Origin of the sequence: Synechococcus sp. CBW1002 (genome assembly GCF_015840915.1) — a bacterium.
Lineage (GTDB): Bacteria > Cyanobacteriota > Cyanobacteriia > PCC-6307 > Cyanobiaceae > CBW1002.
Genome location: NZ_CP060398.1, coordinates 3,281,924 through 3,307,524 on the forward strand (window position 1 = coordinate 3,281,924; position 25,601 = coordinate 3,307,524).

25 protein-coding genes are annotated in these 25,601 nt (G+C 66.4%); 5 read left to right on the top strand and 20 right to left on the bottom strand.

From position 1 onward, the window contains the following. Positions 1-6: 6 nt before the first annotated feature. Positions 7-924 carry a branched-chain amino acid transaminase gene (locus tag H8F24_RS16225; protein ID WP_197170247.1) on the bottom strand — a complete coding sequence of 306 codons (918 nt, stop codon included), beginning with the start codon at positions 922-924 and terminating at the stop codon, positions 7-9. Between the two features lie 73 nt (positions 925-997). Here H8F24_RS16225 and cobN point away from each other — a divergent pair, with 73 nt between their 5' ends. Continuing rightward, positions 998-4,837, top strand: coding sequence for a cobaltochelatase subunit CobN (cobN, locus tag H8F24_RS16230; RefSeq protein ID WP_197172458.1), 3,840 nt, complete (start codon positions 998-1,000; stop codon positions 4,835-4,837). A gap of 28 nt (positions 4,838-4,865) precedes the next feature. On the opposite strand, the gene H8F24_RS16235 is transcribed toward cobN, so the two are convergent. From H8F24_RS16235 to grrP, 7 genes are all read right to left on the bottom strand, one after another. After that, on the bottom strand, positions 4,866-5,396 hold the full coding sequence (locus H8F24_RS16235; protein WP_197170248.1) for a hypothetical protein: 531 nt from the start codon (positions 5,394-5,396) through the stop codon (positions 4,866-4,868). A 28-nt stretch (positions 5,397-5,424) separates the two neighbouring features. Beyond that, a complete protein-coding gene (locus tag H8F24_RS16240) occupies positions 5,425-6,108 on the bottom strand; it encodes a PHP domain-containing protein (RefSeq protein WP_197170249.1) in 684 nt (227 codons plus the stop codon). Between the two features lie 72 nt (positions 6,109-6,180). Beyond that, the gene (gene hemJ, locus H8F24_RS16245) at positions 6,181-6,780 is read right to left on the bottom strand and encodes a protoporphyrinogen oxidase HemJ (RefSeq protein ID WP_197170250.1); all 600 of its coding nucleotides are present in this window, start codon (positions 6,778-6,780) and stop codon (positions 6,181-6,183) included. Between the two features lie 539 nt (positions 6,781-7,319). Next, positions 7,320-8,000, bottom strand: a complete 681-nt coding sequence (locus H8F24_RS16250) for a TIGR02466 family protein (protein ID WP_197170251.1) — start codon at positions 7,998-8,000, stop codon at positions 7,320-7,322. A 7-nt stretch (positions 8,001-8,007) separates the two neighbouring features. Beyond that, positions 8,008-9,204 carry a cyclophane-forming radical SAM/SPASM peptide maturase GrrM/OscB gene (gene grrM / locus H8F24_RS16255; protein WP_370594763.1) on the bottom strand — a complete coding sequence of 399 codons (1,197 nt, stop codon included), beginning with the start codon at positions 9,202-9,204 and terminating at the stop codon, positions 8,008-8,010. Further along, complete coding sequence (gene grrA, locus H8F24_RS16260; protein WP_197170252.1) at positions 9,201-9,614, bottom strand: GrrA/OscA1 family cyclophane-containing rSAM-modified RiPP; 414 nt, start codon at positions 9,612-9,614, stop codon at positions 9,201-9,203. The genes grrM and grrA overlap by 4 nt, the downstream gene beginning before the upstream one ends. Positions 9,615-9,673: 59 nt before the next feature. After that, positions 9,674-10,546: an extracellular substrate binding-like orphan protein GrrP gene (gene grrP, locus H8F24_RS16265; RefSeq protein ID WP_197170253.1), complete on the bottom strand. Its 873-nt coding sequence runs from the start codon at positions 10,544-10,546 to the stop codon at positions 9,674-9,676. A gap of 253 nt (positions 10,547-10,799) precedes the next feature. On the opposite strand from grrP, the gene H8F24_RS16270 reads away from it, so the two are divergent. Beyond that, the gene (locus H8F24_RS16270; RefSeq protein WP_197170254.1) at positions 10,800-11,504 is read left to right on the top strand and encodes an EF-hand domain-containing protein; all 705 of its coding nucleotides are present in this window, start codon (positions 10,800-10,802) and stop codon (positions 11,502-11,504) included. Positions 11,505-11,546: 42 nt separating this feature from the next. Here H8F24_RS16270 and H8F24_RS16275 read toward each other — a convergent pair whose 3' ends face one another. From H8F24_RS16275 to H8F24_RS16300, 7 genes are all read right to left on the bottom strand, one after another. After that, entirely contained in the window at positions 11,547-12,419 is an 873-nt protein-coding gene (locus tag H8F24_RS16275) for an IS3 family transposase (RefSeq protein ID WP_231598222.1), read from the bottom strand. A gap of 10 nt (positions 12,420-12,429) precedes the next feature. Then, complete coding sequence (locus tag H8F24_RS19710; RefSeq protein ID WP_231597691.1) at positions 12,430-12,717, bottom strand: transposase; 288 nt, start codon at positions 12,715-12,717, stop codon at positions 12,430-12,432. A gap of 842 nt (positions 12,718-13,559) precedes the next feature. Further along, complete coding sequence (locus tag H8F24_RS16280) at positions 13,560-13,814, bottom strand: hypothetical protein (protein ID WP_197170255.1); 255 nt, start codon at positions 13,812-13,814, stop codon at positions 13,560-13,562. Positions 13,815-13,947: 133 nt separating this feature from the next. Further along, positions 13,948-15,528 (bottom strand): cryptochrome/photolyase family protein, encoded by a 1,581-nt coding sequence (locus H8F24_RS16285; protein WP_231597913.1) that lies wholly within the window; start codon positions 15,526-15,528, stop codon positions 13,948-13,950. Further along, positions 15,521-15,766, bottom strand: coding sequence for a hypothetical protein (locus H8F24_RS16290; protein WP_197172467.1), 246 nt, complete (start codon positions 15,764-15,766; stop codon positions 15,521-15,523). The genes H8F24_RS16285 and H8F24_RS16290 overlap by 8 nt, the downstream gene beginning before the upstream one ends. 98 nt (positions 15,767-15,864) lie before the next feature. Further along, positions 15,865-18,003, bottom strand: a complete 2,139-nt coding sequence (gene uvrC / locus H8F24_RS16295) for an excinuclease ABC subunit UvrC (protein ID WP_197170256.1) — start codon at positions 18,001-18,003, stop codon at positions 15,865-15,867. Between the two features lie 28 nt (positions 18,004-18,031). Next, positions 18,032-18,526, bottom strand: a complete 495-nt coding sequence (locus H8F24_RS16300; protein ID WP_197170257.1) for a flavin reductase family protein — start codon at positions 18,524-18,526, stop codon at positions 18,032-18,034. A 97-nt stretch (positions 18,527-18,623) separates the two neighbouring features. Between H8F24_RS16300 and coaD the strand changes: the two genes are divergently transcribed. Further along, complete coding sequence (gene coaD / locus H8F24_RS16305) at positions 18,624-19,115, top strand: pantetheine-phosphate adenylyltransferase (RefSeq protein WP_197170258.1); 492 nt, start codon at positions 18,624-18,626, stop codon at positions 19,113-19,115. 1 nt (position 19,116) lies between these two features. Further along, on the top strand, positions 19,117-20,076 hold the full coding sequence (locus tag H8F24_RS16310) for a hypothetical protein (RefSeq protein WP_197170259.1): 960 nt from the start codon (positions 19,117-19,119) through the stop codon (positions 20,074-20,076). A 30-nt stretch (positions 20,077-20,106) separates the two neighbouring features. Here the strand turns inward: H8F24_RS16310 and dacB are convergent, their stop codons facing one another. The 5 genes from dacB to dapF form a co-directional block, all read right to left on the bottom strand. Next, positions 20,107-21,471 carry a D-alanyl-D-alanine carboxypeptidase/D-alanyl-D-alanine-endopeptidase gene (gene dacB / locus H8F24_RS16315; RefSeq protein WP_197170260.1) on the bottom strand — a complete coding sequence of 455 codons (1,365 nt, stop codon included), beginning with the start codon at positions 21,469-21,471 and terminating at the stop codon, positions 20,107-20,109. A gap of 1 nt (position 21,472) precedes the next feature. Next, the gene (locus H8F24_RS16320) at positions 21,473-22,000 is read right to left on the bottom strand and encodes a DUF4330 domain-containing protein (RefSeq protein ID WP_197170261.1); all 528 of its coding nucleotides are present in this window, start codon (positions 21,998-22,000) and stop codon (positions 21,473-21,475) included. Positions 22,001-22,102: 102 nt separating this feature from the next. After that, a complete protein-coding gene (locus H8F24_RS16325; RefSeq protein ID WP_197170262.1) occupies positions 22,103-22,792 on the bottom strand; it encodes a DUF1995 family protein in 690 nt (229 codons plus the stop codon). 26 nt (positions 22,793-22,818) lie between these two features. Continuing rightward, entirely contained in the window at positions 22,819-24,093 is a 1,275-nt protein-coding gene (locus H8F24_RS16330) for a cysteine desulfurase family protein (protein ID WP_197170263.1), read from the bottom strand. After that, complete coding sequence (gene dapF, locus H8F24_RS16335; RefSeq protein ID WP_197170264.1) at positions 24,074-25,264, bottom strand: diaminopimelate epimerase; 1,191 nt, start codon at positions 25,262-25,264, stop codon at positions 24,074-24,076. Before dapF ends, H8F24_RS16330 begins: the two co-directional genes overlap by 20 nt. An 81-nt stretch (positions 25,265-25,345) precedes the next feature. Between dapF and H8F24_RS16340 the strand changes: the two genes are divergently transcribed. Continuing rightward, a complete protein-coding gene (locus H8F24_RS16340; RefSeq protein WP_197155852.1) occupies positions 25,346-25,588 on the top strand; it encodes a hypothetical protein in 243 nt (80 codons plus the stop codon). The last annotated feature ends 13 nt before the right edge of the window (positions 25,589-25,601 follow it).

Consider the following 25,601-nt stretch of genomic DNA (forward strand, 5'->3'; position numbering starts at 1 on the left):
TGTCGCTCAGGCCTCGAGGCGAATGCGCGTCACCCAATGGTCATAGGCGGGATCCCGGCCCTCCGTGATCAGGGTGAGGCGTTCGCGCAGCCGTTCCATGATCGGTCTCTGCGCGGGAAGGTCGGTGGTTTCAACCCGCCGAACCGGTGTGACCCGCGCTGCGGTTCCACTGAGAAACACCTCATCGGCCACAAAGAGCTCGGTCTTGTCGACCGGTCGCTCCAGGGTGGGGATGCCCATGTCGCGGGCCAGTTCCAGCACACTGGCCCGGGTGATGCCCTCGAGGATGTCCTGATCCACGCCGGGTGTGATCAGCACACCATCGCGCACGATGAAGAGATTCATACCGCTGGCTTCGCTCATCTTGCCGCGGCTGTTGAGCAGCAGAGCTTCATCAAAGCCACTGCGCACTGCCTCTGTTTTCGCCAGGGAACTGGTGATGTAGGCGCCGGAGATCTTGCCGCGCAGCGGCAGGGAGCGATCTTCCTGGCGGGTCCAGGAGCTGATGCGGCAGCTCACCCCTTCGGGAGACAGATAGTCGCCCAGCTCAATGCCGTAGATCAGAAAGTCGGTCTGGATGTCGTGCAGGCGCGGGGCGATGCCCAGATCGCTGGTGTAGACGAATGGCCGCAGATAAACCGGACAGGTGGGTTTGTTCGCCTGCAGAAACGCGTGGATGGCTGCGTGGATCGTTTCCTCGCTCAGTTCCGTGAGCAGCAGCCGCGCGCTCTGACTGAGGCGGCGCGCATGGCGATCGGCACGAAACAGCAGAATCTCACTGGAATCGCTTGGATTGGGTATCGCCCGCATCCCCCCGAACGCGCCGGTGCCGTAATGAAGCGCGTGGGTGGCCACCGACAGGGTCGCCTCTGCAAATGGCACGCACTGACCGCCGAACCAGGCATAGGGGAGGAACTGATGCATCGGACCGGCGTTTCTGGAGCGATCTTCTCACTGCCAGGCCCCGGCCGTGCCCGCAAGCACCCAGGATGAGGCCATGCATCGATTGGCCACGGTTCCAGGTTCAGCCGAGGAAGCGGCGCAGGGAGCGTTCGTTGAGCAGCCAGCGGCGCCGGTGCTGCTGCTCACCAGTGCCGACACCGACATCGTGGCGCTGGAAGCCCTGCTGGTGGCTGAGCCGGATCTGCTCGGCAGTGACCTTCGCGCCCTCAACCTGGCGGCGCTGGTCCATCCGGCCGTGATCGATCACTACGTCGCCAGCACGGTGGCAGCAGCCCGGTTGGTGGTGGTGCGCCTGCTGGGGGGGAAGGGTCACTGGAGTTACGGCCTGGAGCGCCTGCAGGACTGGTGGCAGCAGGATCCAGTCAGGCGAACGCTGGTGGTGCTGGCCGGCACCGCCGACGAAGACCGTGCCCTGGCGAACCTGGGCAGCGTCCCACCAGCTCTGGCCATCGGCCTGGCCGGCTGCCTGCGGGAGGGCGGGGCGGAGAACCTGCGTCGGATGCTGCGCAGCCTGCGCTGTCTCCTGGAGGGGCGGGAAGTGGTCCCGCCGCAGCCCAGCCCGCTGGCCGATCCCCTGCCCCACGACTGGCAGAACGATCCGGGCCCGCGGGTGGGGCTGCTGCTTTACCGGGCCCTGCACCAGGCCGGCGATCTGGCCCTGGTGGAGGACTGTCTCAAGGCCTTGCGGGGGCAGGGGCTCTGTCCCCGGGCCCTGTGGGTCAGCGGACTGCGGGATGCGGTCGTGCAACGGGGCGTGGCCGACCTCCTGAGCCGCGAACAGGTGCAGGCGGTGCTCTGTGCCACCGCCTTTGCCTCGGTAAGCGTCTCGGAGGCAGGGCTGGGGGCGCCGCTGTGGGAGGCCCTGAACGTGCCGGTGCTGCAGCTGCTCACCAGCGGCCAGCCGCGCGCCACCTGGCAGGCCAGCAGCATTGGCCTCGGGCCGGTGGATCTGTCGCTGCAGGTGGCGTTGCCGGAACTGGATGGCCGGCTCACCACCCGCATCGGCGCCTTCAAGGAAACCGAGCAAGCCAGTGAACGGTTATCCGTGGCCTTGACGCGTTACCGGCCCGACCCGGAGCGGTTGGCTTGGATCGCCCAGCTCACGGCCCACTGGATCCGGCTGCGGACGACCGCGGCCGCGGAGCGGCGCGTGGCACTCGTGCTGGCCAATTACCCCACGCGCAACAGTCGCCTGGCCAACGGTGTCGGGCTGGACACGCCAGCCAGCGCCGCCCTGATGCTGCAGTGGCTGGCGCAGGCCGGCTACGACCTGGCGGATCCCGACCAGGACCTTGCCCTTGGTGCTACCCGTCACGAGCCGGCACTGCCCGCCGATGGCGACGCCCTGATCCAGCGCCTGCTGGCGGGCCGCAGCAACGACCCCGAGAGCGGTCACCGGCCGGCCCTGGACCATCTTCCCCTGGAGTGCTACGTGCAGTGGTACGCATCCCTGCCGCCGGCAGGCCGGGAGCGGCTGGAAGCCGTCTGGGGTCCGCCGGAGCGGGATGGCGGCCTGGAGGCGGCCGGCTTTCCGATCCGTGGATTGCGCTTCGGGCGGGTGGTGCTGCTGATCCAGCCGGAACGGGGCTATGACCGCGATCCCAGCCTCAGCTATCACAGCCCCGATCTGCCGCCCACCCATGCCTACCTGGCCCAGTACCTGTGGCTGCGGCAGAGCTTCGCAGCCCAGGTGGTGGTGCATGTGGGCAAGCACGGCAATCTCGAATGGCTGCCCGGCAAGGGCCTGGGCCTCTCGTCCGACTGCTATCCGGAATGGGCCCTGGGGCCGATGCCGCACCTCTATCCCTTCATCGTCAATGACCCGGGCGAGGGGTCGCAAGCCAAGCGCCGGGCCCAGGCGGTGATCCTCGATCACCTCACCCCACCGCTGGGGCGGGCCGGGCTCCATGGCGACCTGCAGGAACTGGAGGCACTGCTCGACGAATACTGGGAGGCCTGCCAACTGGGCAGCGAACGCGCCATCTCCCTGCGCAGGCGGCTGGCCGAACGTCTGGAGGGACTGGAATTTCCCCTGGAGCCCGGCAGTTGCCAGGAAGAGGAAGAATCGACTGCGATCCGGACCCTGGAGGAGCGCCTTGAGGCAGCCGATGGCTATCTCTGCGAGCTGAAGGAGGCTCAGATCCGCCTGGGGCTGCACACCTACGGCACCCTGCCGTCGGCCGGCAAATTGACCGAACTGCTGCTTTGCCTGGCCCGCGCACCGCAGGACCGCCAACCGGGTTTCACGCAGGCGCTGGCCCGGGACCTCAACCTCGACCTCGACCCCTGGAGCGATCCGGAGGAGGCGCGCCTGAGCGAGCTCGACCGGCAACGTCTGCAGGCGCTGCAGGCTCAGCAGTGCTCGGTACCCCTGCGCCACGTGGGCGATGGTGTGGTGTTGCTGGAGCAGGCCGCTCTGGCGCTGCTCCAACCGCTGCTGAAGGACCCTGAAGACAGCGATTCCGGGGTCACAGCTGCAGCCCAGCCGCCGGTGTGGGGCGCCAGCACGGCAGCCGCCCTGGACAGGGTCCAGACCGTTCTGCTGCCACGGCTGCTGGCCTGTGGCGATGCCGAACAGCAGGCCTTTCTGCGGGGACTGGCCGGCGAGCGCATCGCCGCCGGGCCTTCCGGTGCCCCCACCCGCGGCCGCCCCGATCTCTTGCCCACGGGCCGCAACTTCTATTCGGTCGATCTGCGGGGCCTGCCCACCGAAGCGGCCTGGGATCTGGGACGCCGCAGTGCCGCCCTGCTGCTGGAGTTGCACCTCCAGGAGCAGGGCGACGACCTGCGCTGCCTGGCCCTGTCGGTGTGGGGCACAGCCACGATGCGCAACGGTGGCGAAGACATCGCCCAGGCCCTGGCCCTGCTGGGGGTGCAACCGGTCTGGGACGGACCCACCCGGCGGATGGTGGATCTCGAGCTGATTCCCCTGCGCGTGCTGCAGCGGCCACGGGTGGACGTGACCCTGCGGATCTCGGGGCTGTTCCGCGACGCCTTTCCCCAGCTGGTGGGCTGGATCAACCGGGCCACGGCCATGGTGGCGGCGCTGGATGAACCCGAGGAGTCCAATCCCCTGGCGGCGGCGGCCCGCCGCGAGGGCCACAGCGGCCGTGTCTATGGATCGGCGCCAGGGGCCTACGGCGCCGGTCTGCAGGGCCTGATCGACAGCGGCCACTGGGAGGAGCGCCGCGATCTGGGGGAGGCCTTCCTCAACTGGAGTCAGTGGCGGTATGACGGGGACGCCGGTCTGGGCAGCTCAGCCGGCTCGACGGCTCTGGCCCCCGGGGCGATTGACGCCCGCATCGATCGCAGCGGTCTGGAGCGGCGGCTGCGCCACGTTGAGGTGGTGTTGCACAACCAGGACAACCGCGAGCACGACCTGCTCGACTCGGATGATTACTACCAGTTCCAGGGAGGCCTCAGCGCCGCCGCTGAAGCGCTCAGTGGCTCAGCTCCGGCCCTGTGGTTCGGCGATCATTCCCGTAGCCAGCGGCCGCGCCTGCATCGGCTGGAACGGGAATTCGACAAGGTGCTGCGCAGCCGCGTACTCAACCCCCGCTGGATCGATGCCATGCGCGAGCACGGCTACAAGGGAGGATTCGAGATGGCGGCCAGTCTGGATTACCTGTTCGCCTACGACGCCAGCACCGGCCGGGTACCGGACTGGAGCTATGGAGCTCTCTGTGACCGCTGGCTGGGGGATGCAGCCGTGCGCCAGTTCCTGCAGGGCGCCAACCCCTGGGCCCTGCGAGATATGGCCGAACGACTGCTGGAGGCCCACCACCGCGGACTCTGGGAGAGCGCGAACCAGAACCAGCTGGACCAGCTACGCCAGCTGGTTCTGGACAGTGAGGCCATGATCGAAGCCCGTTAGGGCCTGATCAAGCGCCCCAGCCTGCCGCTCAGGCGTTGAGATCCTTGACCATGGACTTGAACGGATCGATCGATCCGGGCTTGCCCTGCTGACGGGTGATCGCCGGTTGGTCGTTGGCGTCGGTGTCGTTCTGCTTCCTGGCGGCAGCGGCCCCACCCGGGACGTTCACCCCGGTCACGGCCGAGCCCTTGAGCCGCTGCTCCAGCTCAGCGGCGGACATCTGCTTGGCAAAGGTCTTCTTGACCGGCTTGGGCACACCGCCGGTGAGATTCATCTCAGCGCTGGCGGAAGCCATGCCGGGGAGTCCTTCCGAGGCCCGTTCCAGACGCGCCTCCATCGAGGCCACCTCCTGCACCATCTCCTTGTTGCCGGGGTTATCAGCCGTACCCGGGAAGGTATGGCGAATCGTGTTGGAGCGCCGCATGAAGTTCACATCCCCCATGCTGGTGGAGGCGTCTGGCTCCAGGAAGAACGCTTCGGCTTCCTTCTTGGGTTTGGAGGCCGGCTTCGAGGCCGCCGCAGCGTTACGGGAACCGAGCAGACGATCGAAGAGGCCCATCGGCGTTGAAGAAAGGCGTCAACTGAGCCTAGCGGCCCCGCAGCTCCAACCCATGGGTATCGGTACCACAACTCTGCAAAAGGCCACGTTCAGCCAGAGCGCCGGCGATTGCTTCGCACACCAGCGGTGTCGGCGCCCAGCAACCCTGCATGGCGTAGTCGTACCAGGCTTCGGCCCCGTCAAACCCCTGGGCGGCGGCGGCCGTCAGCAGACGCTGGTGGCTCAGGCGATAGCGGGCCGGATGGGCCAGCAAGGCCAGGCCTCCAGCGGCGCGGATGGCCGCCACCACGGCCTCGGAGCGAAGCGCCGGTCCCACCACCGCCTCGCCGCGCAGGTAGATCGCCAGGGCGGGATGGTCAGGGTTGAAGCCCAGGGCCAGCACATGCACCAGACAACCCTCCAGCAGGCAGCTGATTTCGACACCACTCCAGAGGGTGGGAACGGTCACCCCTTCAGACGCCAGTTCATTCAGGGCCGCCTGCACCTGCGGACAGGCCGCCATGGAGTGGTGATCCGTCACCGCGAAATGTTCCAGACCGATCGCAGCGGCCTGGCGGGCCAGCTCGCGGGGATGCAGGCTGCCGTCGCTGCAGGTGGTGTGGCAATGGAAATTGAGCCGACCCGGGCAGCTGTCTGCCGAGACTGTTCGGAGCACCCTGGCCAGAGGGTGGTTGGCCGCCTCGCCACGCAGCTGGGGGAACGACGTCACCATCAGCAGCGGGGCCGCGATCTCGACGCGGCAGGAAGAACGCGGGGTTCGAGGCCAGGCTGGCAGCGCATACCGTCAGCCCACCAGCGAGTCGGCCGCCGCCAGCCGTTCGGCCCGCAGACGACGCCAGCGGGCATAGAACTGAATCGAGGCGGCCATGAACACCACCAGGGCCACGATGAACCAGGTGGCGGCGCCGGTAGGGAACTGGTTCTTGAACACCACCAGCATCACCACCACCACCAGCAGAAGGGTGGGCAGCTCATTGAGGGCCCGCAGCTGCTTCGGGCTCCAGCCGCAGTTGCCCTGCTGCAACTGGCCCATCAGCCGATAACAGAAGGCGTGGTACGCGAGCAGCGCCGCCACAAAGGCGAGCTTGGCGTGCATCCAACCCTGGTGCAGCCAGGCGGGATTCACGCTGAGCAGGCCGGCTGCGCAGACCACCGCCACCACCATGCCGGGGGTGGTGATGATGTTGGCCAGACGCCGCTCCATCAAGGCGTATTGCTGCTGGAAGGCAGAGCGCAGGCTGGGTTCGAGCTCCTCAGCCTCGCGGTGGTAGATGAACAGTCGCACCAGGTAAAAGAGCCCGGCGAACCACACCACCACCCCCACGATGTGGAGGGTCTTGAACCACAGATAGGCCTCGGGCGGCCAGGCGAAGGCCAGGGGCATGCGGCAGGGCGGTCGGGTCGATACAGGCTAGGGCCGGGGGTTCGGGATGTTCGGATGGGGTGCCGGTTGCCGGCAAGGCAGGAAGCGGCGCCCTGGCAACCCGGCATTGTCGAGGCGGCATTGGCACGAACCCTTGCTTCTTGCTGGGGTTTCAGATCGAGGCCTGCGCCCTGGACCTGATGTCGTCAGTCCCAGCCCTGCGTACCCAGGGATGGACAGCGGAGGAGTGTCTCTGCCCATGGAGGCGTCAGCTTCGATAGGGCATCGGTGCTTCCTCGCTGATTTCGTCCCATGCATGGGACACGAACAGGATGCCACCGTCTCGATGATGCGTCCTGATGATGCTGTTTGGCTGCGGGGCCAGAGGGGTTCTGGAACGATCAGATGCCTGTCTTCAGACTGCAGCAGGAGCCTGTCTTCAGGCTGAAGAAGAAGAAGAACACGGGTCCGAAGGCACTGACTCAATGGCTTTCCATCTGAATGGCTTTCCATGGTCTGGCTTCGCGCATTCCCGATATGGAGCGACCCACAGCGGCTGGTCAAACCAGAGACAGGGGAACCCAATCGAGGGGATGGGGCACCTGCATCTCGCGCCCTGCTCCCGGCGGCGTGGTCAGCGCCAAGTCATAGGACACCGAATACCGGCTGCTGCGACCTTCATAGGGGGTGACGCGATGGCGCAGATCGGAAGGGAAGATCAGCAACCGATGGGTCTGCGCAGCAAACACTCCCCCACTGACGGCAGCCGCCGCATAGGGCAGCGTCATGCTGTGGCTGAAATAGGTCTCCGGAGCCTGGAATTCCAGTTGTCCGGTGGGATTGTCGGGCTCCATTCGGACGTAGAACACGGCACTGAGCTGGGCATTGGGATGGGTGTGGGCATCCAGTTCACCTCCCTGGGACGGACAGATCACCGACCAGGCCTTCTGGATGTGCAGCTCCAGTCCGTGATCGGGGCCAATCAGTTTCTCCAGAAACAGGCCGGCATAGTGGGCCAGCTGGCGGTTGAGCCACTGGAATTCGCCCAGGCGGTGCAGTTGATCCATCCCGAGCTCCGCCAGCACATCACCGGTGAGATTGTTGCGGCTGGAGAATCGTTCGTGCTGATACACGGTCCGGTCCAACTGGGCAAGGAAAGCCTCCATGGCCGCTGCGGTGGCAGCATCCGGCTGGAGATCCTCCTGCAGGACAGGGGTAGGAAAGAGCCAGTGCAGGGGCATGGTGCACTCAGGCGCCGCTTGGCTCACCAGGAGAGGGCTGCAGGGGCGGCCCTTGCTCGAAGCGCTCCAGCAGAACCTGGACCGGAATCTTGGTGCCGAAGCGGCAGGCGTGGGTCTCACTCGCCCGCAGGCTGCCGTGCTCCCAGAACTTGTTGCTGCCGTTCCCACCGCCGCAGAAGCCGAAAGTCTCACAGCTCTGGTGGCAGTTCGCCACACCTGCCGTCATGTCTCCCCAGAGGCGGTGGAAGCGGTCGGTGGTGGTGGATTCCACCAGGGACATCTCTCGCAGATTGCCGAGGTTGAAACTGCCATAGGTGTCGCTGGCCACCGAGAGCAGCTCGGGATCAAAGGTGGAGAAATTCCCAAGGGCATCGACACTCAGGATCGAGAAGGGCCGATTGAGTTCGTTCTGCTGCATGCGGCGTTGATCCTGGATCAGCCCGATCACCTGATCAAATTCCCGCAGGATGACGGGAAAGCCGTCCTGCTCACTCAGATCCCAGAACGTTCGCAGGAAGTGCCGGTATTGCTCTTCCCGTTCCTGCCCCTGCATCGAGGAGCTGGTGTGAATCCCTTCCTGTTCCTCCACGTTGAACCCCACGGCGCTGATGCCGTTGTCGCGGAAGAAGCGGTAGATCCGCTCCGGTTGCTCCATCGCTTCCGCCGTGATCACGGAGATGCAGTGGAAGGGCAGGTCATGGCGATGCAGGGCCTCGATCCCCTTCATTGCCAGGCCATGGGACCCGAGGCCGTTGCGGAAACGGCGGTTGGCGTCATGAATGTCCTCGGGGCCATCCACACTGATGCCCACCACGATTCTGTTGCGACGGAAGCACTCACACCAGCCGTCGTTGATCAGGGTGGCGTTGGTCTGAACATGCTGCGTGAAGTCGATCTCCTCCGCCTGCCACTCCAGCAACGACCGGCGGATGATCGCGGTCGCTTCGTCGTACCAGCTGCAGGGCAGAGTGAGCGGCTCGCCGGCATGCCACACCAGGGCAAGCTCCGGTCCGCAATAGGGGCTCTCCAGAATGCGCTGCATCAGCAGCGGCAGCAGGCTGAGGTCGAAGTCCCGCTTCTTCTGGCGATCCGGCAGATAGCAGTAGGAGCAGTCGAGGTTGCATAACGAGGTCGACTGCACCACCACCAGGCCGATAGGGCCGAAGCGGCTGAGATCAGGCCCGGCAGAAGAGGCTCGGCTCACCAGTTGATGAACGTACGACCAGACCCATTGCGCCAGGCATCACCGCCCCCGTTGCGCCAGGCGGAGCTGCCCCCATTCCCCCAGCCGCCGCGGTAGGACCCATTGCTCCAGGTGGGGCGGCTGTTGCTCCACTTGGCGCCGCCCTTGCCATTGCTCCACTTGCCGCTGCCACGGGTGTTCTTGAAGGCGTGACCACCGCCGTTCCCCCACTTGCTCTTGGCAATCTGCTCGCTCTCGACGGCAGTGGGTCGCAGCAGATTGCTCCAGTCGCCATTTCTGACGGTCTCAATGCGGCTGTCGAGACTGTTGGCAGGATCCGGCTGGCCGTAGACAAGCGAGGCTTCGGCGCTCTGGCAGAGAGCGGCACTGCAGGCCAGCAGAACCTGGAAGGCAATCAGGGAGCGTTTCATCAGGACAGAAGGGTGCGGACGGTGATGGCACTCAGAGGGGAGGAATCAGAACGGGAGCATCACTCGGCACCCTGTTGGTCCGGCGGCTTCACGGTGGTGGAGATCTCCGCCGTGGAAGTCAGGATCAACGCGTAAAAGTCGCTGATCTGCTCTTCGGAGAGTTTGATGGCGCTGCCCGGTCCCACCCAGCGATTCACCATCTCACGGGAACCGCTGTCGCCGTCCACATAGGCCTGCATCATCTGGGCGATGGCCAGGTTGCCGGCGGTCAGCAAGCCAGGATTGTTCTGCGCCACGATGCAACCGATGCCGGTTCGGGCATAGGGGTAGTCGGGCACTAGCTTCTTGTTGCCAGACCCCCTGTTGGCGGCCAGCCAGAGGCTTGAACCTGCCAGGATGTCCACCGTGTTGTCATTCAAAGCGGCCAGGGCCTCTGCCGGAGTCTTGAATCCCCTGAGCTTGGCCGCAGGCACCACACTGGCGATCACCTGGGCGGCGGCGGAGTTGTCCACCACCCCCACGGTTCTGCCGCTCAGGGAGTCAGGTGTGCCATCGACACCGGCGGGTGCCAGCAGGCGGGTGCCACCAATGGCGAAGGGAAGGGTGAAGAGCGCCTGCCGGGTTCGGGGCCAGGTGAAGGCCACGCCGCAGGCAATGTCGGCCTTGCCGGTGGTGATGGCGTCGAACCCCTGATCGATGCTGGCCACCGGAATGAAGTGAAGGCTTGTGGCCCCCGCCTCGTCTTTCACGGCGCTCAGCACATCAACGGCGAGACCCTCATAGCTGTCGCCCCGTTTCTCGATGAACGGCAGAACGGCATCGAAGACCACGGCCCTCAGTTCGCCCGTCGCGGGGCGGGACTGGGCGGCAGGCGGCATCAGACCGGCCAGCAGCACGAGGGCACCCAGGACGGGGACGAGCCGGGAACGCATCGGAATCCGCTGAACGACCATCCATGGATATCCGGTACCGCTGGGGCCAGTCGGCAGGACATACATATTGAAAGGAAGACTGGCTGAGTCAGGCATCATCGGTCCTGGCCAGGGCGGGCATCCTGCGGTGTTGATCGCACTGGCCACCGCCAGGGGAACGTTGCCCTGGTTCCCGATGCAATGTCAGGGGCGTGCCAGGCCCCATGGGTGCCATCAGTGCCGGTAGCGTCAGCTGATTCCCCCGGTCCCATGGATGGTGAACGGCTCTGAACGACCTGAGCGCCCGGCGCCCCAGGCCCCGGCAGGGCATCTGCCGGTCCAGCTGATCCACCGCTATCTCCGCCTGTTTGCCTTCTACGACCGCGATGGCGACGGACGCCACACCCTGCGCGGCGATTTCGAGCCGGTGGCTGCTCAGCTCGCTCAGCGCTGGCAGGGTCGGAGGACTCCCTTCCCGAATCTGCTGCAGCTTCTTCTCGACACCTACAGGCACGAAAACGCGCGTCGAGACAGCGACCATGACGGACTGGTGACTCAGGTGGAGTTCGTGGCCTCCCACGCGCGGGTGTTCGCTGCCTTCCAGGCCGATCCGGATGGTGCACGGCGGTTCATCGCCCGGTCCGCCGGTGGTTTTTTCGACGTGCTCGACCTCGATGGCTATGGCATGCTCTGCCTCGACGACCTGGCGGCCTTCGCCTCCGCCTACGGCCATCCCACCGGCAGCATCGCCGCCAACCTCGATGCAATGCTCGCCGGCCTGGGTTTGCCGGCAGGCCTGCTGCCGCGCGAGGCTTTCCTGACGCTGGTGGAACAGTATTGGTTCGATCCCTCCCCGGAGGCGCCCGGCCGCCACCTCTTTGATGGCGTGGGCCTGTCCGATCCATCCGATGCCCACACCGCAAGCATTGCCCCCCCATCAGTGGATGACAAGCCTGGACTGGATGGGCCTGAACGCTGAACGGATTGGAGGGGTGCACTGTTTGTTTGAGGTGGGTGCCTTTTATTGGACAGTTCCGGCCCCTGACATCGTTAACCCAGGACGGGTGGAACATGGTTCGGCCTCAGTGTAGACCGCGTGGGGAGTTTTGCCTCCAAGGGAACTGTGAGGTCTTACATGGCAATACCGCCACAGGAAGCGGGCCAGGCTGATTTCAGCGTCCCAGCCATCGCTGTATGCCCGTAGGTAGACCTCCTCGTACTTGACAGTCCTCCACAGCCGTTCAACAAGGATGTTGTCGTAGCACCGCTTTCTGCCGGACCAGCTGATCTGGATCCGCTCCCCTTTGAGTCTGGCCACAAAGTCAGCGGACGTGAACTGACAGCCTTGATCGGAGTGGAAGATCTCTGGCCTACGGCCGCCTCCCAAGGCCATCTCCAGGGCCTCCAGACAGAACTTCGTGTCAAGGCTGTTGGAGAGCCTCCAGCTGAGCACATGCCTGGAATGGAGATCCATGATCGCCACCAGATAGAGGAACCCTTTCTGCAGAGGGATGTAGGTGATGTCGGTCGCCCAGACCTGATCCACCGACGTGACCTGCGTGAGGTCCACCAGGCAGGGGAACCGCACGGACGGATCACCTGGAACCGTCGTCCGGGGCTTCTGGTAGATCGCCCGTAATCCCATGCGCCGCATGAGGTTTCGCACTCGATCTCGGCTGATCGGGATACCATCTTGGGCCAGATAGTCCACCATCCGGCGGCTGCCGCTGCAGGGATCCTCCAGGTAGAGAGCATCGATCCTGGCCATGATCCGCAGCGTCGATACACGGACCGGTGTCGGCCGGTAGTACAGCGTGGATCGAGGCAGCCCCAGCAGCGCACACTGCCTGCTGATGCTGAGCTCGGGGTGGTCGTGATCGACCAGCTTGCGCAGTTCACGGGCATCAGAGCAGTTGAGACTTTTTTTTGAGCCACTCCAGCTCCATCTGCAGCCGTCCGATCTGCTGGAACAGCTCCGCCTCCTTGGCCTGCCCCTCCTCCTTGTCCTTGGTCTTCTTGCCTCGGGTGAAGAGCTCGCTGGCACCGTCCAGGAGCTGCCGCTTCCACTGGCTCACCTGGATCGGGTGGATGGCGTGGTCGGCGGCGATCTCCTGGATCGTCTTGCGGCCACTGATCGCCTCCATGGCGACCCTGGCCTTGAACTCGGGGCTGTGGGTGCGGCGCTTGCTCATCGGTGGGAGCCCCTTTCAGGGGCGGTACCCCGCCTCAGAGGTTAACGATGGGGCCTGTCCAGAAAAGCCAGACCACCTCAGTTCCCCGATCATTCGATTCAGACATCGCTTGCTGATCACAGCAAAAAACCTCGCCAGGGATTGATCCAAAACATCCTCAATGGCCGCATTCTTCGCCATTGCATGCCTGGTTAACGGGCAAGGCAGTTCAACAGCAGTTATCAGCAATGGTCATCCTTGTCGACAGCAGCCATACAATGAAGGTTAGACGCTCTTGACAGCTGATCGCCCAAGAAAAGGTATCCTTAGAACTCACTCCTCTTTTCAGATCCATTCTCCTTAAGATCCATATTTCCGAAATCCCTCCCATTTAGTGCTGTTTCTCATTTGAGAGATCCAAGCTCTTGAATCCGCTAGTTTCAGCCGATCCAATCCTCCCTTTCAGCAGGGGTTGAACCATGGCTCACCCATTGAAGCGTTCGTTCGATAGGTAACGCCTTCCTCCATAGGATGACGTTGTCGTTGTCAGGTGGGAGGCGCCCCCAATCTGTGGCTCAACAAACTGGATGATGGGTTGCATCTGGCGGTGCTGTTCGTGCCCGACGATCGCGGCACACCACCACGCTGCGCTCAGGGCACTGCGGGATCTCTCCAATCACAACAACGACGAGGGCCGCCCCTTCATCGAAGGCCAGGCAGAGCTGCTGGGTGGCGGCCGCATTCCGGTTGGTCATGCCAACGTCAATGACCCGCCGCTGTATCGCTTCTTCCGCTACCTGGAGGCGATCACCGCCAGCCCGATCGCCGTCGGCCACAAACCACACCCCCCGCGATCTGCTGGTTCAGCGCAACTGAAGCAGATCCATCAGTCGCTGGCGCATCAGGGCGATCGGCTGGTCGGCTTCGATCAGATGCTCTCCTGTCGGCCAGGGCTCGAGCACGGCGGCCACGGCGGTGAGAATCGCCCGGTCCTGATCGATCAGGCCCCGCTCGAACCGCACCATGGCAGCAGCCGACACCTGCTTTTCGGTGTCGTTGCGGACGTAGAAGCGGCTGACTCGCGTGTCCTGGGGATTGGTGGGCACGGCGTGGAACACGATCCGCTGCCGCAGGCCCTACGGCCATTCCAACTCCAGGCTGAGGCCGGGCGGCGCAATCCAGCTCACCTGCCGCTCCAGCGATCTGGATCCCGGCAGATGTGGCATCTCGCGGTCTCGGGAGGGGTGGCTTTCAGCCCCGACCGCGACTCTGATCGCCAAGAGGCCAGCCGTCACTGTGCAGCTCCGCCGTCGCCCGGATCTCCGTCAGTTCCTCCGCAGGGATCTTCTCCAGTTGGCGCAGCACGAGCGTCATGCGGCCGTTGCGGCTCAGGTCGTGCTGGTGGCGGGCGAGGAAATCCCAGTAGTGGGCATTGAGCGGGCAGGCCTGCGGGCCGCTGCGCTGGCGGGGGTCGTAGCGGCAGCCCTGGCAGTAGTTGCTCATGCGGCGGATGTAGTTGCCGCTGGCGGCATAGGGCTTGCTCGCCAGGCGCCCGCCATCGGCGAACAGGGCCATCCCCAGCACATTGGTCTGCATCACCCAGTCGTGGCCGTCGATGAACATGCGATGGAACCAGGCGGTGAGGGCCTGGGGATCGAGGCCGGCGATCAGGCCGTAGTTCGCCAGCACCATCAGCCGCTGGATGTGGTGCGCGTAACCGGTGGCCTTCACCTCCGCCAGCACCGTGTCGAGGCAGGCCATGCCGCTGCCGCCCAGCTCCTCGAAGAACGCCGGCAAGGGTCGCTGGTGGCCGAAGTGATTGCTGGTGGCATAGGCCTCACCGAACCAGTGGTAGAGGCCATGGGTGTACTCGCGCCAGCCGAGGATCTGGCGGATCACCCCCTCCAGCCCCGCCAGGGGCGTCCCCCGCTCCAGGCCCGCCGTCTCCAGCCGGCGGATCACCTCCAGCGGATGGAGCAGCCCCAGGTTCAGATAGGGCGAGATCAGCGCATGCCAGAGGGTGGGCTGCCCCTGCACCATGGCGTCCTGATACGGCCCGAAGCCATCGAGGCGGGTGGCAATGAAGTGTTCCAGCACTGCCAGGGCCTGCTGCCGGCTCACCGCCCAGCCGAAGGGACGGGGACTGCCCGGCAGTGGCGGCAGCCCTTCCGCGCGCCGCTGCTCCTGCAGCCGCTCCACCCGCTCGATCACCGCCTCGGTGATCGCATCCGGGGCAAAGACCAACGGTGCCGGACCCTCCAGCCCCCGCGGCGGTGCCTTGCGGTTGTCGGCATCGAAGTTCCACTGGCCACCCAGGGGACGGGCCATCTTGCCCTCCCCCTCCAGCAGCACGCCGAAACGGCGGCGCCCCTCGCGGTAGAAGAATTCCAGGCGCCACTGCTTCTGGCGCCCGGCCCACGCCGAGAACGCCTCCCGGCTCCAGAGGAAGGCGTTGCTGGGCAGCCACACCAGGCGCACCGGGAGCCGCAGGGCATCGATGTCCTGGCGAAACTCCCGATCCGCCGGCTCCATCAGACGCAGTTCCTCGATCCGGTGCTCGGCGATCCAGCCCCGCACCGCCTCACCGGAGCTGGCCGCCTCACGGTGATCCACCTCCCAGCCCACCTGCCGCAGCGCGATGGCGAAGTGCCGCTGGGCGCTCCACTGCAGCACCAGCTTCTGGCAATGAGACGCCCGGCGGCGGAGTCCCGCGGCGCTCTCGACCAACAGCACCCGCGCCTGCCCCGGCCCGGTGCTGGCCAGGGCGGCCTGATCGGCGCTGAGCTGATCGATCAGCACCCATACCCCCAGCCTGGGCGCGAGGTCAGCCAATCGGCTCACCGCTGAGACGGCAGGCGCGCCGGGTCACCGCCGCCACATAGCCCCGCTCCACCGGTCCGGTCGCCGGGCTGAGGCGCCCATCACGGCAATCCACCACCAACCGCTCGTGGTGCCCCTGCTGATCGCTCACCCGCAGGCGCAGCTGGAAATGGTGCTTGGCACTGCGGGTGATCTGATCTGCGCAGACCGGTCCGATGCACAGGCCCGGCTCCGCCAGGGCCTGCGGCATCAGAGCCTGGGGTGCCAGGGCCAGCGGGACAGGCAGAGGCAGGAGCAGCAGGGGAAGTGCCACCGTCAGAAGGCTCAGCAGCAGGCCAGCGATGTGCCTCAACCGGCGAGCTCCAGAGGGGTTCCATTCTCCTGGCTGCCGCAGTCAGGAGCGGAATCGGTGAGGCGTGGATCCGGATCCGATGCTGGTGCCGTGTCGGTGTCGGTGTCGCTGTTGATGTCGGGGGTGTCAGCATCCGCATCCGGGTGGAAATAGGCCCAGATCTGCTGCGCCAGGGCCGGCCCCACCCCCGGAGCCTCGGCAATCCGCTCGGCACTGGCCAGCTGAATGGCATCGATCGAACGGAAGTGAGCCAGCAGCTCCTTGACGCGCTTGGGCCCCAGACCCGGAATATCGGAGAGGCGGGAGCGTTTCATTCGCTCCCCCCTCTGCTGCCGGTGGAAGCTCACAGCGAAACGGTGGGCCTCATCGCGCAGGCGACGCAGCAGCTGGACACCCAGCTGCTCGGGCTCGCTTTCGAGCGGCTCCCGGGCACCGGGCAGGAAGACCTCCTCCCGCTGCTTGGCCAGGGAGCAGACCACCAGGTCCTCGTCGAGATTCAACTCCCGCAGGGCCTCCATCACCGCCGAGAGCTGCCCCTTGCCGCCGTCGATCATCACCACATCCGGCCAGTCATTGAGCCCGCCGGTGTGCAGCGCCGAATCGGCCGCCCGCCGCAGCTCACGCAGATCCGCCCCCTCGGCCTTGGCCTGGGCCCAGCGGCGGAAGCGGCGACGCATGATCTCGGCCATGGCCATGAAGTCGTCGGAGTGGCCGGAGCGGATCGAACTGCTCTGGATCTTGTACTTGCGGTAGTGCTGCTTGGCTGGCAGGCCATCGAGAAACACCACCTGCGACGCCACCGCATCGCTGCCCTGGATGTGGCTGATGTCATAGCCCTCGATGCGGCGGGGTGGATGGGTCAGATCGAGCAGCTGGGCCAGATCTTCCGTCGCCAGCGTGTTCTGTTCAATGCTGCGCTGGGCCCGCTCCAGTTCATAGCCGGCATTGCGAACCACCAGCTCGATCAGCTCGGCCTTCTGCTGCCGCTGCGGTACCACCAGCTTCACCCGGCGGCCGCGCCGCTCCGCCAGCCAGTCCTCAATCAGGCTCTGCTGAGGCAGGGGGTATTGCAGCAGCAGCTCCGGCGGAATCTCCACTGGTTCCACCTGGCTGTAGTGCTCCTCGATCACCCGCTGCAGGATCCGGCCCAGGGCCTGCTGCCGCTCCAGCGCGGCTGGCAACTCCCCGCCAGCTCCTTCCTCCGCAGCGGGAAGGGCCACCGCATCGGCGGTGAAACCGAGTCGACCCACCAGCTTGCCGGCACGCATCTGGAACAGCTGCACCGCCGCCAGCCGGTCATTCACCGCCAGGGCCAGCACATCGCGGGAGACGGAACTGTCCCCCAGGCTCATCTTCTGATCGGCGGTGAGGTTGGCCAGACCCTGCAGCTGGTCTCGTACCCGAGCTGCCGCCTCGAAATCGAGCCGCTCGGCATAGCGCTCCATCTGGACCTGCAGCAACTCCAGGAGCTCATCATTGCGTCCCTGAAAAATCATCGCCACCTTGCGCAGGATGTGGTGATAATCGTCCGAGCTGATCTTCTCCTGGCAGACACCAGGGCAGCGGCCGATATCAAAGTTCAGGCAGGTGCGATCCCGATGCAGTGGCTGGGGCCGTTGCCGCAGTGGAAACACCCGCTTGACGAGGCCCAGGGTGCGGCGCAGCAGTCCCACATCCACATAGGGCCCGTAGAAACGATCCAGCGGGCTGCGGAGGCGGCGGCGGCGGGTGATGAACAACCGCGGATAAGCCTCACTCCAGGTGATGCAGAGATAGGGATACTTCTTGTCGTCCTTGAGCAGCACGTTGAAGTGCGGCTGGTTCTGCTTGATCAGGTTCGACTCCAGCGCCAGCGCCTCCGCTTCGCTGTCGGTGACGATGAACTCGATCTCACACACCTGCCGCACCATCAGGCCGATGCGGGGGCTGTGCCCCTGGGAGGCCTGAAAGTAACTGCGTACCCGGTTGCGCAGCAGCTTCGCCTTGCCGATGTAGAGGATGCGATCGTCGGCGTCGCGCATCAGATAGCAACCCGGCTCCGCAGGGACCGCCTTGAGGCGGGCCCGCAGACGCTCAGGCTGTTGGATCAGGGGGCGCTGGGTGGCCCCGGCGGGCTCGGGGAGGGACTCAGCCACGGGGCAAACCACCGGGTGCTGCGTGGGATCAGCCGCCGTACTGCCAGCCGGTGCTGCTCAGCTCCAGGGCACTGGCATCGCGGTGCAGCACAGCGCTCTTCACCTCACCCACGAAGACGGTGTGATCGCCGTGGGCCACCTGCCCCACCAGCTCACACTCCACGCCGCCCAGGGCGTCGTTGAGGATCGGCAGGCCGAGGGGGCCAAGACTGAAGGGTGCCGCATCAAAGCGGCCACCCATGGCCTTCTGGGGCTTGAAGAACACGGCCGCCAGATCCTTCTGATCGGAGCTCAGCACGTTCAAGGAAAACCGTCTGGTGCGCTGGATGATGCCGTTGCTGGTGGAATCGGCCCGCACGGCCATCACCACCAGCGGCGGCTCGAACGATCCCTGGGTGACCCAGCTGGCGGTGAAGCCATTCACCTCCTCGCCTTCGGCCACGCCGCAGATGAACACCCCATGGGGGATCTTGCGCAGGAGCACCTTCTTGGCTTCGGCGTTCAGGCCGGGCTGGTCGGACATGGCAGGGGAGGGCGCGGACGCCCGCGGCTGTCCTGACTCTAGAAAGCCATCCGCAGGTGAAGCAGCCCATAGGCTGGCCGCCAGCAGGAACCGAGCGATGCGCGCCCTCTACCCCGGCAGCTTCGATCCCCTCACCCTGGGCCACCTCGACCTGATCGAGCGATCCGCCGGCCTGTTCGACGGCGTGATGGTGGCGGTGCTGCAGAACCCGGGCAAGCGCCCCGCCTTCACTCTGGAACAACGCCTGGAGCAGATCCAGGCCGCCACTGCTCACCTCGCCGGTGTGGAGGTGGGCAGCTTCGACGGGCTCACCGTCGACTTCGCCCGCCAGTGCGGCACCGCCGTGATCCTGCGGGGGCTGCGGGCCCTGAGCGACTTTGAGTTCGAACTGCAGATCGCCCACACCAACAAGAGCCTGGCGCCGGCGGTGGAAACCCTGTTCCTGGCCACTGCAGTGCACCACAGCTTCCTGAGCAGTTCGGTGGTGAAGGAGGTTGCCCGCTTCGGCGGGGATGTGCGTCACATGGTGCCGGCGGGAGTGGCGGAAGATCTGGCCAGGCTCTTTAATCGGACATCCACGACAGCCTGAGATGTCCGAGTTGCGCATCACCGTGCTCGATCAGCTGGAGCAGCTTGAGGAGCTCATTCTGGATGGCAGCCGCATCCCCTTCAGCGGCGGGCGGCTGGTCAACGAGCAGGACGCCATCGAGCTCATGGATGCGTTGCGTGACGCTCTGCCGAGCCAGATCGAACAGGCGGACGAGCTGATCCGTCAGCGGGAGAGCTTCATCGAGAAGGCACGCCAGCAGGCCGAGGAGATCGTCAACCAGGCGCGACGGGAGCGGGAACAGCTGATCCAGAACGCGTCCGTACGACAGGAAGCCGAACGGCAGAGCGCCGAGATGCGCGAACAGGCCCGCCAGCAGTGCGAGCAGGTGCTGCTGCAAGCCCGCCAGCAGGTTGCCCAGGCAGAACAGGAGCACCAGGGGCGTCTCGCCGGGATGGAACAGCAGTTCGCAGCCAGGCGCCAGCACCTCGAGCAGGAAGCCCAGGGCCGACGCCAGCAGATGGAGCAGGAAGCGGCAGAACGCAACCGCCAGCTGGTCGAACAGCACGAACGGTCCCGTCAGCAGAGCCTGCAGGAACTGGAAGGCATTCGCCAGGAAGGCCTGCGGATCCAGCGGGAAAGCCAGGCGGAAGCCGAACGGCTGCAGAACGACGCTCTGCAGTTCCGCCAACAGACCCAGCAGCAGTGTGAGCAACTGATCACCCGCAGCCGTCAGGAAGCTGCCTCGGTGCAGGAGGGGGCCAATCGCTATGCCGAGCAGGTGCTCGGGGAACTGGAAGGCCGCCTCAAGGACCTCAGCCAGGTCGTGCTGGCCGGCCGCCGGGAGCTGGTGCGGATGCAGACGGAGGAGTCCGTCACCTCCAGCCGGCCAGCTGCCTCTGCGCCCGCTCCAGCGGAGGGTCCTGAGGGCTCTGGCGGATCGGTCAGCAGGGCCCGCCGGGCCGCCGGTCGGCTGCGGCAGGTGGCCGGCGGCAGGGGCTGAAGCCCCCTCCGCCACCCCCTCCCAGCCGGACTAGACCGCTGGGCACAGTCCAGCTGTCTGAGCTTGGCGCAGCACCTGACCGATGGTGGTGTTCGGAGCTGCCGCACCATTGGAGATCGCACTCACGTAGCGGGTGCCATCCGCAGAATCGAGCACGCCACTGATCGAGCGCACCCCGCTGATCGTGCCGGTCTTGCCGTGGAAATGGCCCTGCAGCGGGGTGCCCACATAGAGATTGCGCAGGGTTCCGCGTTGGCCTGCGATCGCCATCGAGGCCACGTACTGACGGCCATAGGGGTGCTGATCCATGCGCAGCAGCAGGGCTGCAAGCATCCGGCTGGTGAGGCGATTGGCCCGGTCCAGACCACTGCCATCCACGACCCGCAACCCCTCGGTCGGCAGGCCCTGCTCGGTGAGCCAAAGGGTGGCCGCCTGACGGGCCTGATCAAGATCCCAGGTGCCGCTGGCCTGGCGCAGCAGCACCTCGGCCGTGAAATTGTGGCTCTCGGTGTTGGCCAGGCTGAGCAGCCCGTACATCGGCAGCGAGGCCTCCTCATGCAGCAGCACCGCATCGGCTGGCAGGGGTGTGGTGGCTGACACCACGGCCAGTCGAGCCTTGCCTCCCTGCTGAACCATCAGTTTCTGCAACAGCGCCTGAAGACGGGCCGGCGGGTTGGCCACAGCATCGTGAATGGCGTTGCTGGTGACCGCAAGGCGCGTGATCGGAGCGCCATAGGCGTAGGCCCGATCGGCCGGATGCCAACCCTTGGGCCACCAGGCCTGGGCCGGTTCCTCGGCCAGTTGCAGGGTGACCAGCCCAGGCGCGACACCAGGTCCACCACCAGCACCGAGAGCCAGCTTGGCGAAGCGCTGAAGCTGCGGCACCGCCAGGTCGGGATCACCCTCGCCGGTGAGGCGCAGGGTGCCATCGGGCAGACGCCACAGGCGGGTGCTGAGGTGATAATCCGGACCGAGTCGATCAAGGGCGAAAGCCGTGCTGACCAGCTTCTGGTTGGAGGCCGGAATACGGGGAAGAGTGCCGTTCACATCCGCCAGCAGACGGCCACTGGCATCCGCCACGGACACGCTCCACACCGATCGCTCAGCACCGATGACGGCCAGAAGTCGTTGTTGCAGTGCAGGGCAACTCACCTGGGCCTGAAGTCGCGGCAGACCCACCGGCTGCGGCGTGGCGGGCAGGGTCAGCGGCAGGGCCGGTTGCAGAGCCACCGGAGGCGGCGAGGCCAGGACCGCCGGGCGCTGCTGGGCAAAGGCGCTGAGCGGCGTGGCCAGCAGACTGAAGGCCGTCAGGGCCAGAGCAGACCGGTGCGACAGGCTGTGGCGCCGGGAGGACTGCTGAACCCAGTGCAGCTTGGACAGGAGATAGGAACGCATCTCAACCCTCCCCGACCTGGAGGCCGGTAACGACACCCTGCACCCTGTATTGCTTGCCCTCCAGCTCCACCGGAGCCCCGATCTTGAGGTTCTGGTTGCCGAAGACCACCCCACCCTCACTCCTGCGGCCCTGTCCCTCCAGCACAAACCGGGCATCAAAACGGCCGAAGACGGCCTGGTTGGGATCAATCGCCGTGACCACCGAGCCATTCGGCTGCAATGCCACGAGGCGGCTCTGAAGTGGGATCAGCTTCTGGATCGCCACGGTGCCATGAGGCTGGTTACGAATCACGATCGCTACCTTGCGCTCCGTCTCGATGGCGGAGATCAGGGCGCCGGGGTCAGCCACAGGGACACCCCTGACGTCCACCACGACTTTGACGGGCCGCAGATCACCGGTGGCCTTCGCCACGGCACTGCTCAACTTGGGGCTCCAGATCACGCCAGCGGCGGCCAGCAGCACGGCAACGGCTGCACCTGCATCCACCAGGCTCCAGCCGCGGGGTCGGGATGCGGGGGAATCAGCCATGGGCCTCCTTCTTTGGGGGAAGTGTAAGGAGGGCAACCATGGCCCTCAAGCCCCAACGCGAAAGCGGGGGTGCTGACTTCCGAGATAGAGACCTGTCGCCCCTCAGTTGCGCAGGCCTTCGATGAACTGATCCAGCACCCGCATCTGTCCGCCCAGATCAAGGCCCTCCTCTCCGGCCAGGGCCATAGCCTGCTGCTCGGCATCAGGCTTCTGCTCGAACGTCGTGCAGAGGCGGTAGCCATCGGGATCGAGGCGGTAGAGCTCCCATGGGCCGGGATAGGCCCGCTTCAGGGCTGCCTCCGCCTGGGGAAGCAGCGCGTAGGCGCTCTGCCAGCCCGCCAGGAAGCCCCGCCGCCGCTCCCGGGCGACGCTGCCGATCCCCACCGCCGCATCCTCCAGGGACCCGTTCACCAGCACCACGGCGCCGCGATGGCCACCGCAGACCTGCTCCACCAGCTCATAGTCCGCCTGGCTGGCGCCCACCAGCAGCAGCAGCTCGTTGCCCGAGGCCTCGCTCTGACGGCGGATCTGGTCGCTGAAACTGGCGATGCAACCGGCGAGCTCAGGAGCATCCCGCTTCGCCAGAGCAGTGGCACCGGCATCGCTGAACAGCAGCCGCAGCTCCTGGCCCGTCTCCAGCAACGCTGCGGCCAGCCGCAGCACCACAGGCAGCACCCGCAACCCTTCAAAACGCCACTCCACGGTCCAGCGGCCCTTGGGGTCGGCGAGGAACGCGGCCTTCAGCGCCTCGAGGGCCTGCGACTCGGCGGCGCGCAGATCGGCGGGAAGCATCGGCAAGGGGCGAGATCGGCGCGACCCTACCCATCCCGACCGTCACCGCCGGCTGAAACCGCTGCGAGGTCGGCAAGGGCCTGCTGCAATGCCGCCGGAAATCCTTCCAGATCCGCCTCGCACAGCCACGGGCCGAGACTGAGACGCAGGCCGCTGGCCGCCTCCTCAGGGCTGTACCCCATGGCCAGCAGTACGGGGCTGGCATCCGGGCGCAGCCGCTGAGGATCCCCGCCGGGACCTGCGGTGCTGGCAGAGCTGCTGCGCACAGAACTTCCGCGTGCGGAACTGCTGCAAGCCGAACCACTGCTCACCGCATAGCCGTGGCGCCACAGCGCCCGCACCAGATCCCGGCCCGCCAGCGGGCGGCCAGCGGCATCGGAAACCAGGAGACTGATGTGGTGGGGCAGGCGTCCATCGGGATCGGCGGGATCGGGTCCGCTGAGGCGCACCCCCTCCAGACCCAGGAGTGTCTCCAGCAAACGGTCGCGCAGGGGGAGAAGCGGGTCGAGTCCTCCATGGCCGTACAGCCGCGCGGCCGCCAGATCGAGTGCGGCGGCGAAGCCGGCGGCGAGGGCAACCGACTCAGTACCGCCACGGCGTCCCCCCTCCTGGCCGCCGCCGCCGATCAAGGGATCGATCTCCACCCCTGGCGCCAGGACCAGAGCACCGATCCCGCGCGGCCCCTGCAGTTTGTGGGCGGTGAGGCTGAGCAGGTCGACCGGCAGGCGGCCCAGATTGACGCTGCGGTGGCCCACCACCTGCACCGCATCGGTGTGGAACGGCACTCCAGCCGCTCGGCAACGGGCGCCGATCGCCTCGATCGGCTGCAGCGCCCCCACCTCGCTCTGGCCCCAGATCATCGAGACCAGCCGGGTCGGGGCCTGTAGCAGCTCTTCAAAGCGATCCAGGCGCACCACCCCACGCCGATCAACCGGCAGGGCCCGCACCTGCCAGCCACGGGCCTGGAGACCGGCCGCCGCCGCCGCCAATGCCGGGTGCTCCACTGCGGAGATCAGCAGCCGACCTGGCTGCATCCGAGCCGCCATGCCGAGCAGGGCCGCATGGTTGGCCTCACTGCCGCCGGAGACGAACACCAGTCGATCGGGCTCCACCCCCAGATGGGTGGCGATTGAGATCCGGCTGCGCTCCAGTCGCTCGGCCGCCGCCAGGCCATACCCATGCAGGCTGGAGGGATTGGCCCAGGCCTCCGCGGCAGCGTCCGCCATAGCCGCCAGCACCGCCGGAGCCGGCGGACTGGTGGCACAGGCATCGAGGTAGACCTCAGCCGCCAAGGGGACCATTCGCTTCGATTCGGGCCCGGGTGCGGTCGTCCAGGGAATTGGTGGCGATCGCGACCAGGTCGTCGAGGGAGCGGCTTTCCAGCAGGGCTGCCACGCGGGCGCGGGCCTCGGCGCTGGGGCAGGCATCCGGCCGCACACAGCCGTTCACGCAGGCCACCGCACAGTTGATTTCGGGCAGGGCAGAGGCCGGGTTGGAGGCAGCAACCTCTGGATCTTGATCCGTAGCAGAATCCTTGAGTGCAGCGGAGTCCGCACGGGGGGCTGGGGCCGGTTCGACAGCACCCTGCTGGCCCGGCTCGTGCTGCTCAAGATCCAGCAGGGCCGGAGCCACCACGCCGTCGAAGACGGCCTCGGCCGGGCCGGTCATGAACAGGTGGCCCGTGGCCTCATCCCAGTCGATCTCCAGGGGGCCGCCGGGCAGATCGAGCCGGGCGCGACGTTCACTGAGGCCAAGCCGGTGGCAGACCACCAGGGTGGCGCAGGCACCGGTGCCGCAGGCCAGGGTGGGCCCTGCGCCGCGCTCCCACACCCGCATCACCAGATGGGTGGGGGAGAGCACTTGCACGAAGTGCACGTTGGTGCGGGCGGGGAAGGCCGGATGCACCTCCAGCGCCGCGCCGAAGCTGTCCAGCTCCACCAGCGCCACATCGGTGACCGGGATCACCACATGGGGATTGCCCATGCCGGCAGCGCCGACCGAAAAGGTGTAACCAGCTGCCTCCAGATCCCCCTGGGGGATGCCGGCCTCGCCCACGGGCAGGGTGGTCGGGACCGCCTCGGGGTCGAGCAGGGGCCTGCCCATGTCCACCCGGATCGTGCCGTCCTCCTGAAGCTCCGGCACGATCCGGCCCGCCAGGGTCTCGATCTGCCACTGGCGGCCCGGTTGATCACCATCGCTGTCCGCCAGGAAGCGGGCCAGACAGCGGATGCCGTTGCCACACATCTCCGGTTCGGTGCCGTCGGCGTTGAAGATCCGCATCCGCAGCTCTCCCCCCTGGCCCGGAGGCAGGGCCAGGATCACCCCGTCGCCGCCCACACCGAAGCGCCGATCGCAGAGACGGCGCACCAGCTCGGAGGTGAGGCCCAGGCTGTCGTCCTCCTCGGGGGCGTTGCGCCCGTCGAGCATCAGGAAATCGTTGCCCAGGCCTTGGTACTTGCTGAACTGGAGCACGATGGTGCGCGACAGGAGCTGAGGGTGATCCTAGGAAGGGCGCCCCACCAGCCCGGCAGCCGAACAGCCCGTGCGCCCGCCATGGACAACCCGTACACCGACCGCCGCGGACCGATTCTCGACACCACCCAGCCGGGCATCCGCCACATTCAGGACATGATCCGGGAACACAAGCCCGTCAGCGTGCTGATCCAGAGCGGCAGCGAACTGGAGGGCGTCATCCTCTGGCAGGACCTCGAATACATCGGGCTGCAGCACGAGGACGGCCGGCCACTGATGCTGATCAACCGCCGCTCCATCAGCATGCTCCGCGCCCTCGGCTGACCCACGGGATCAG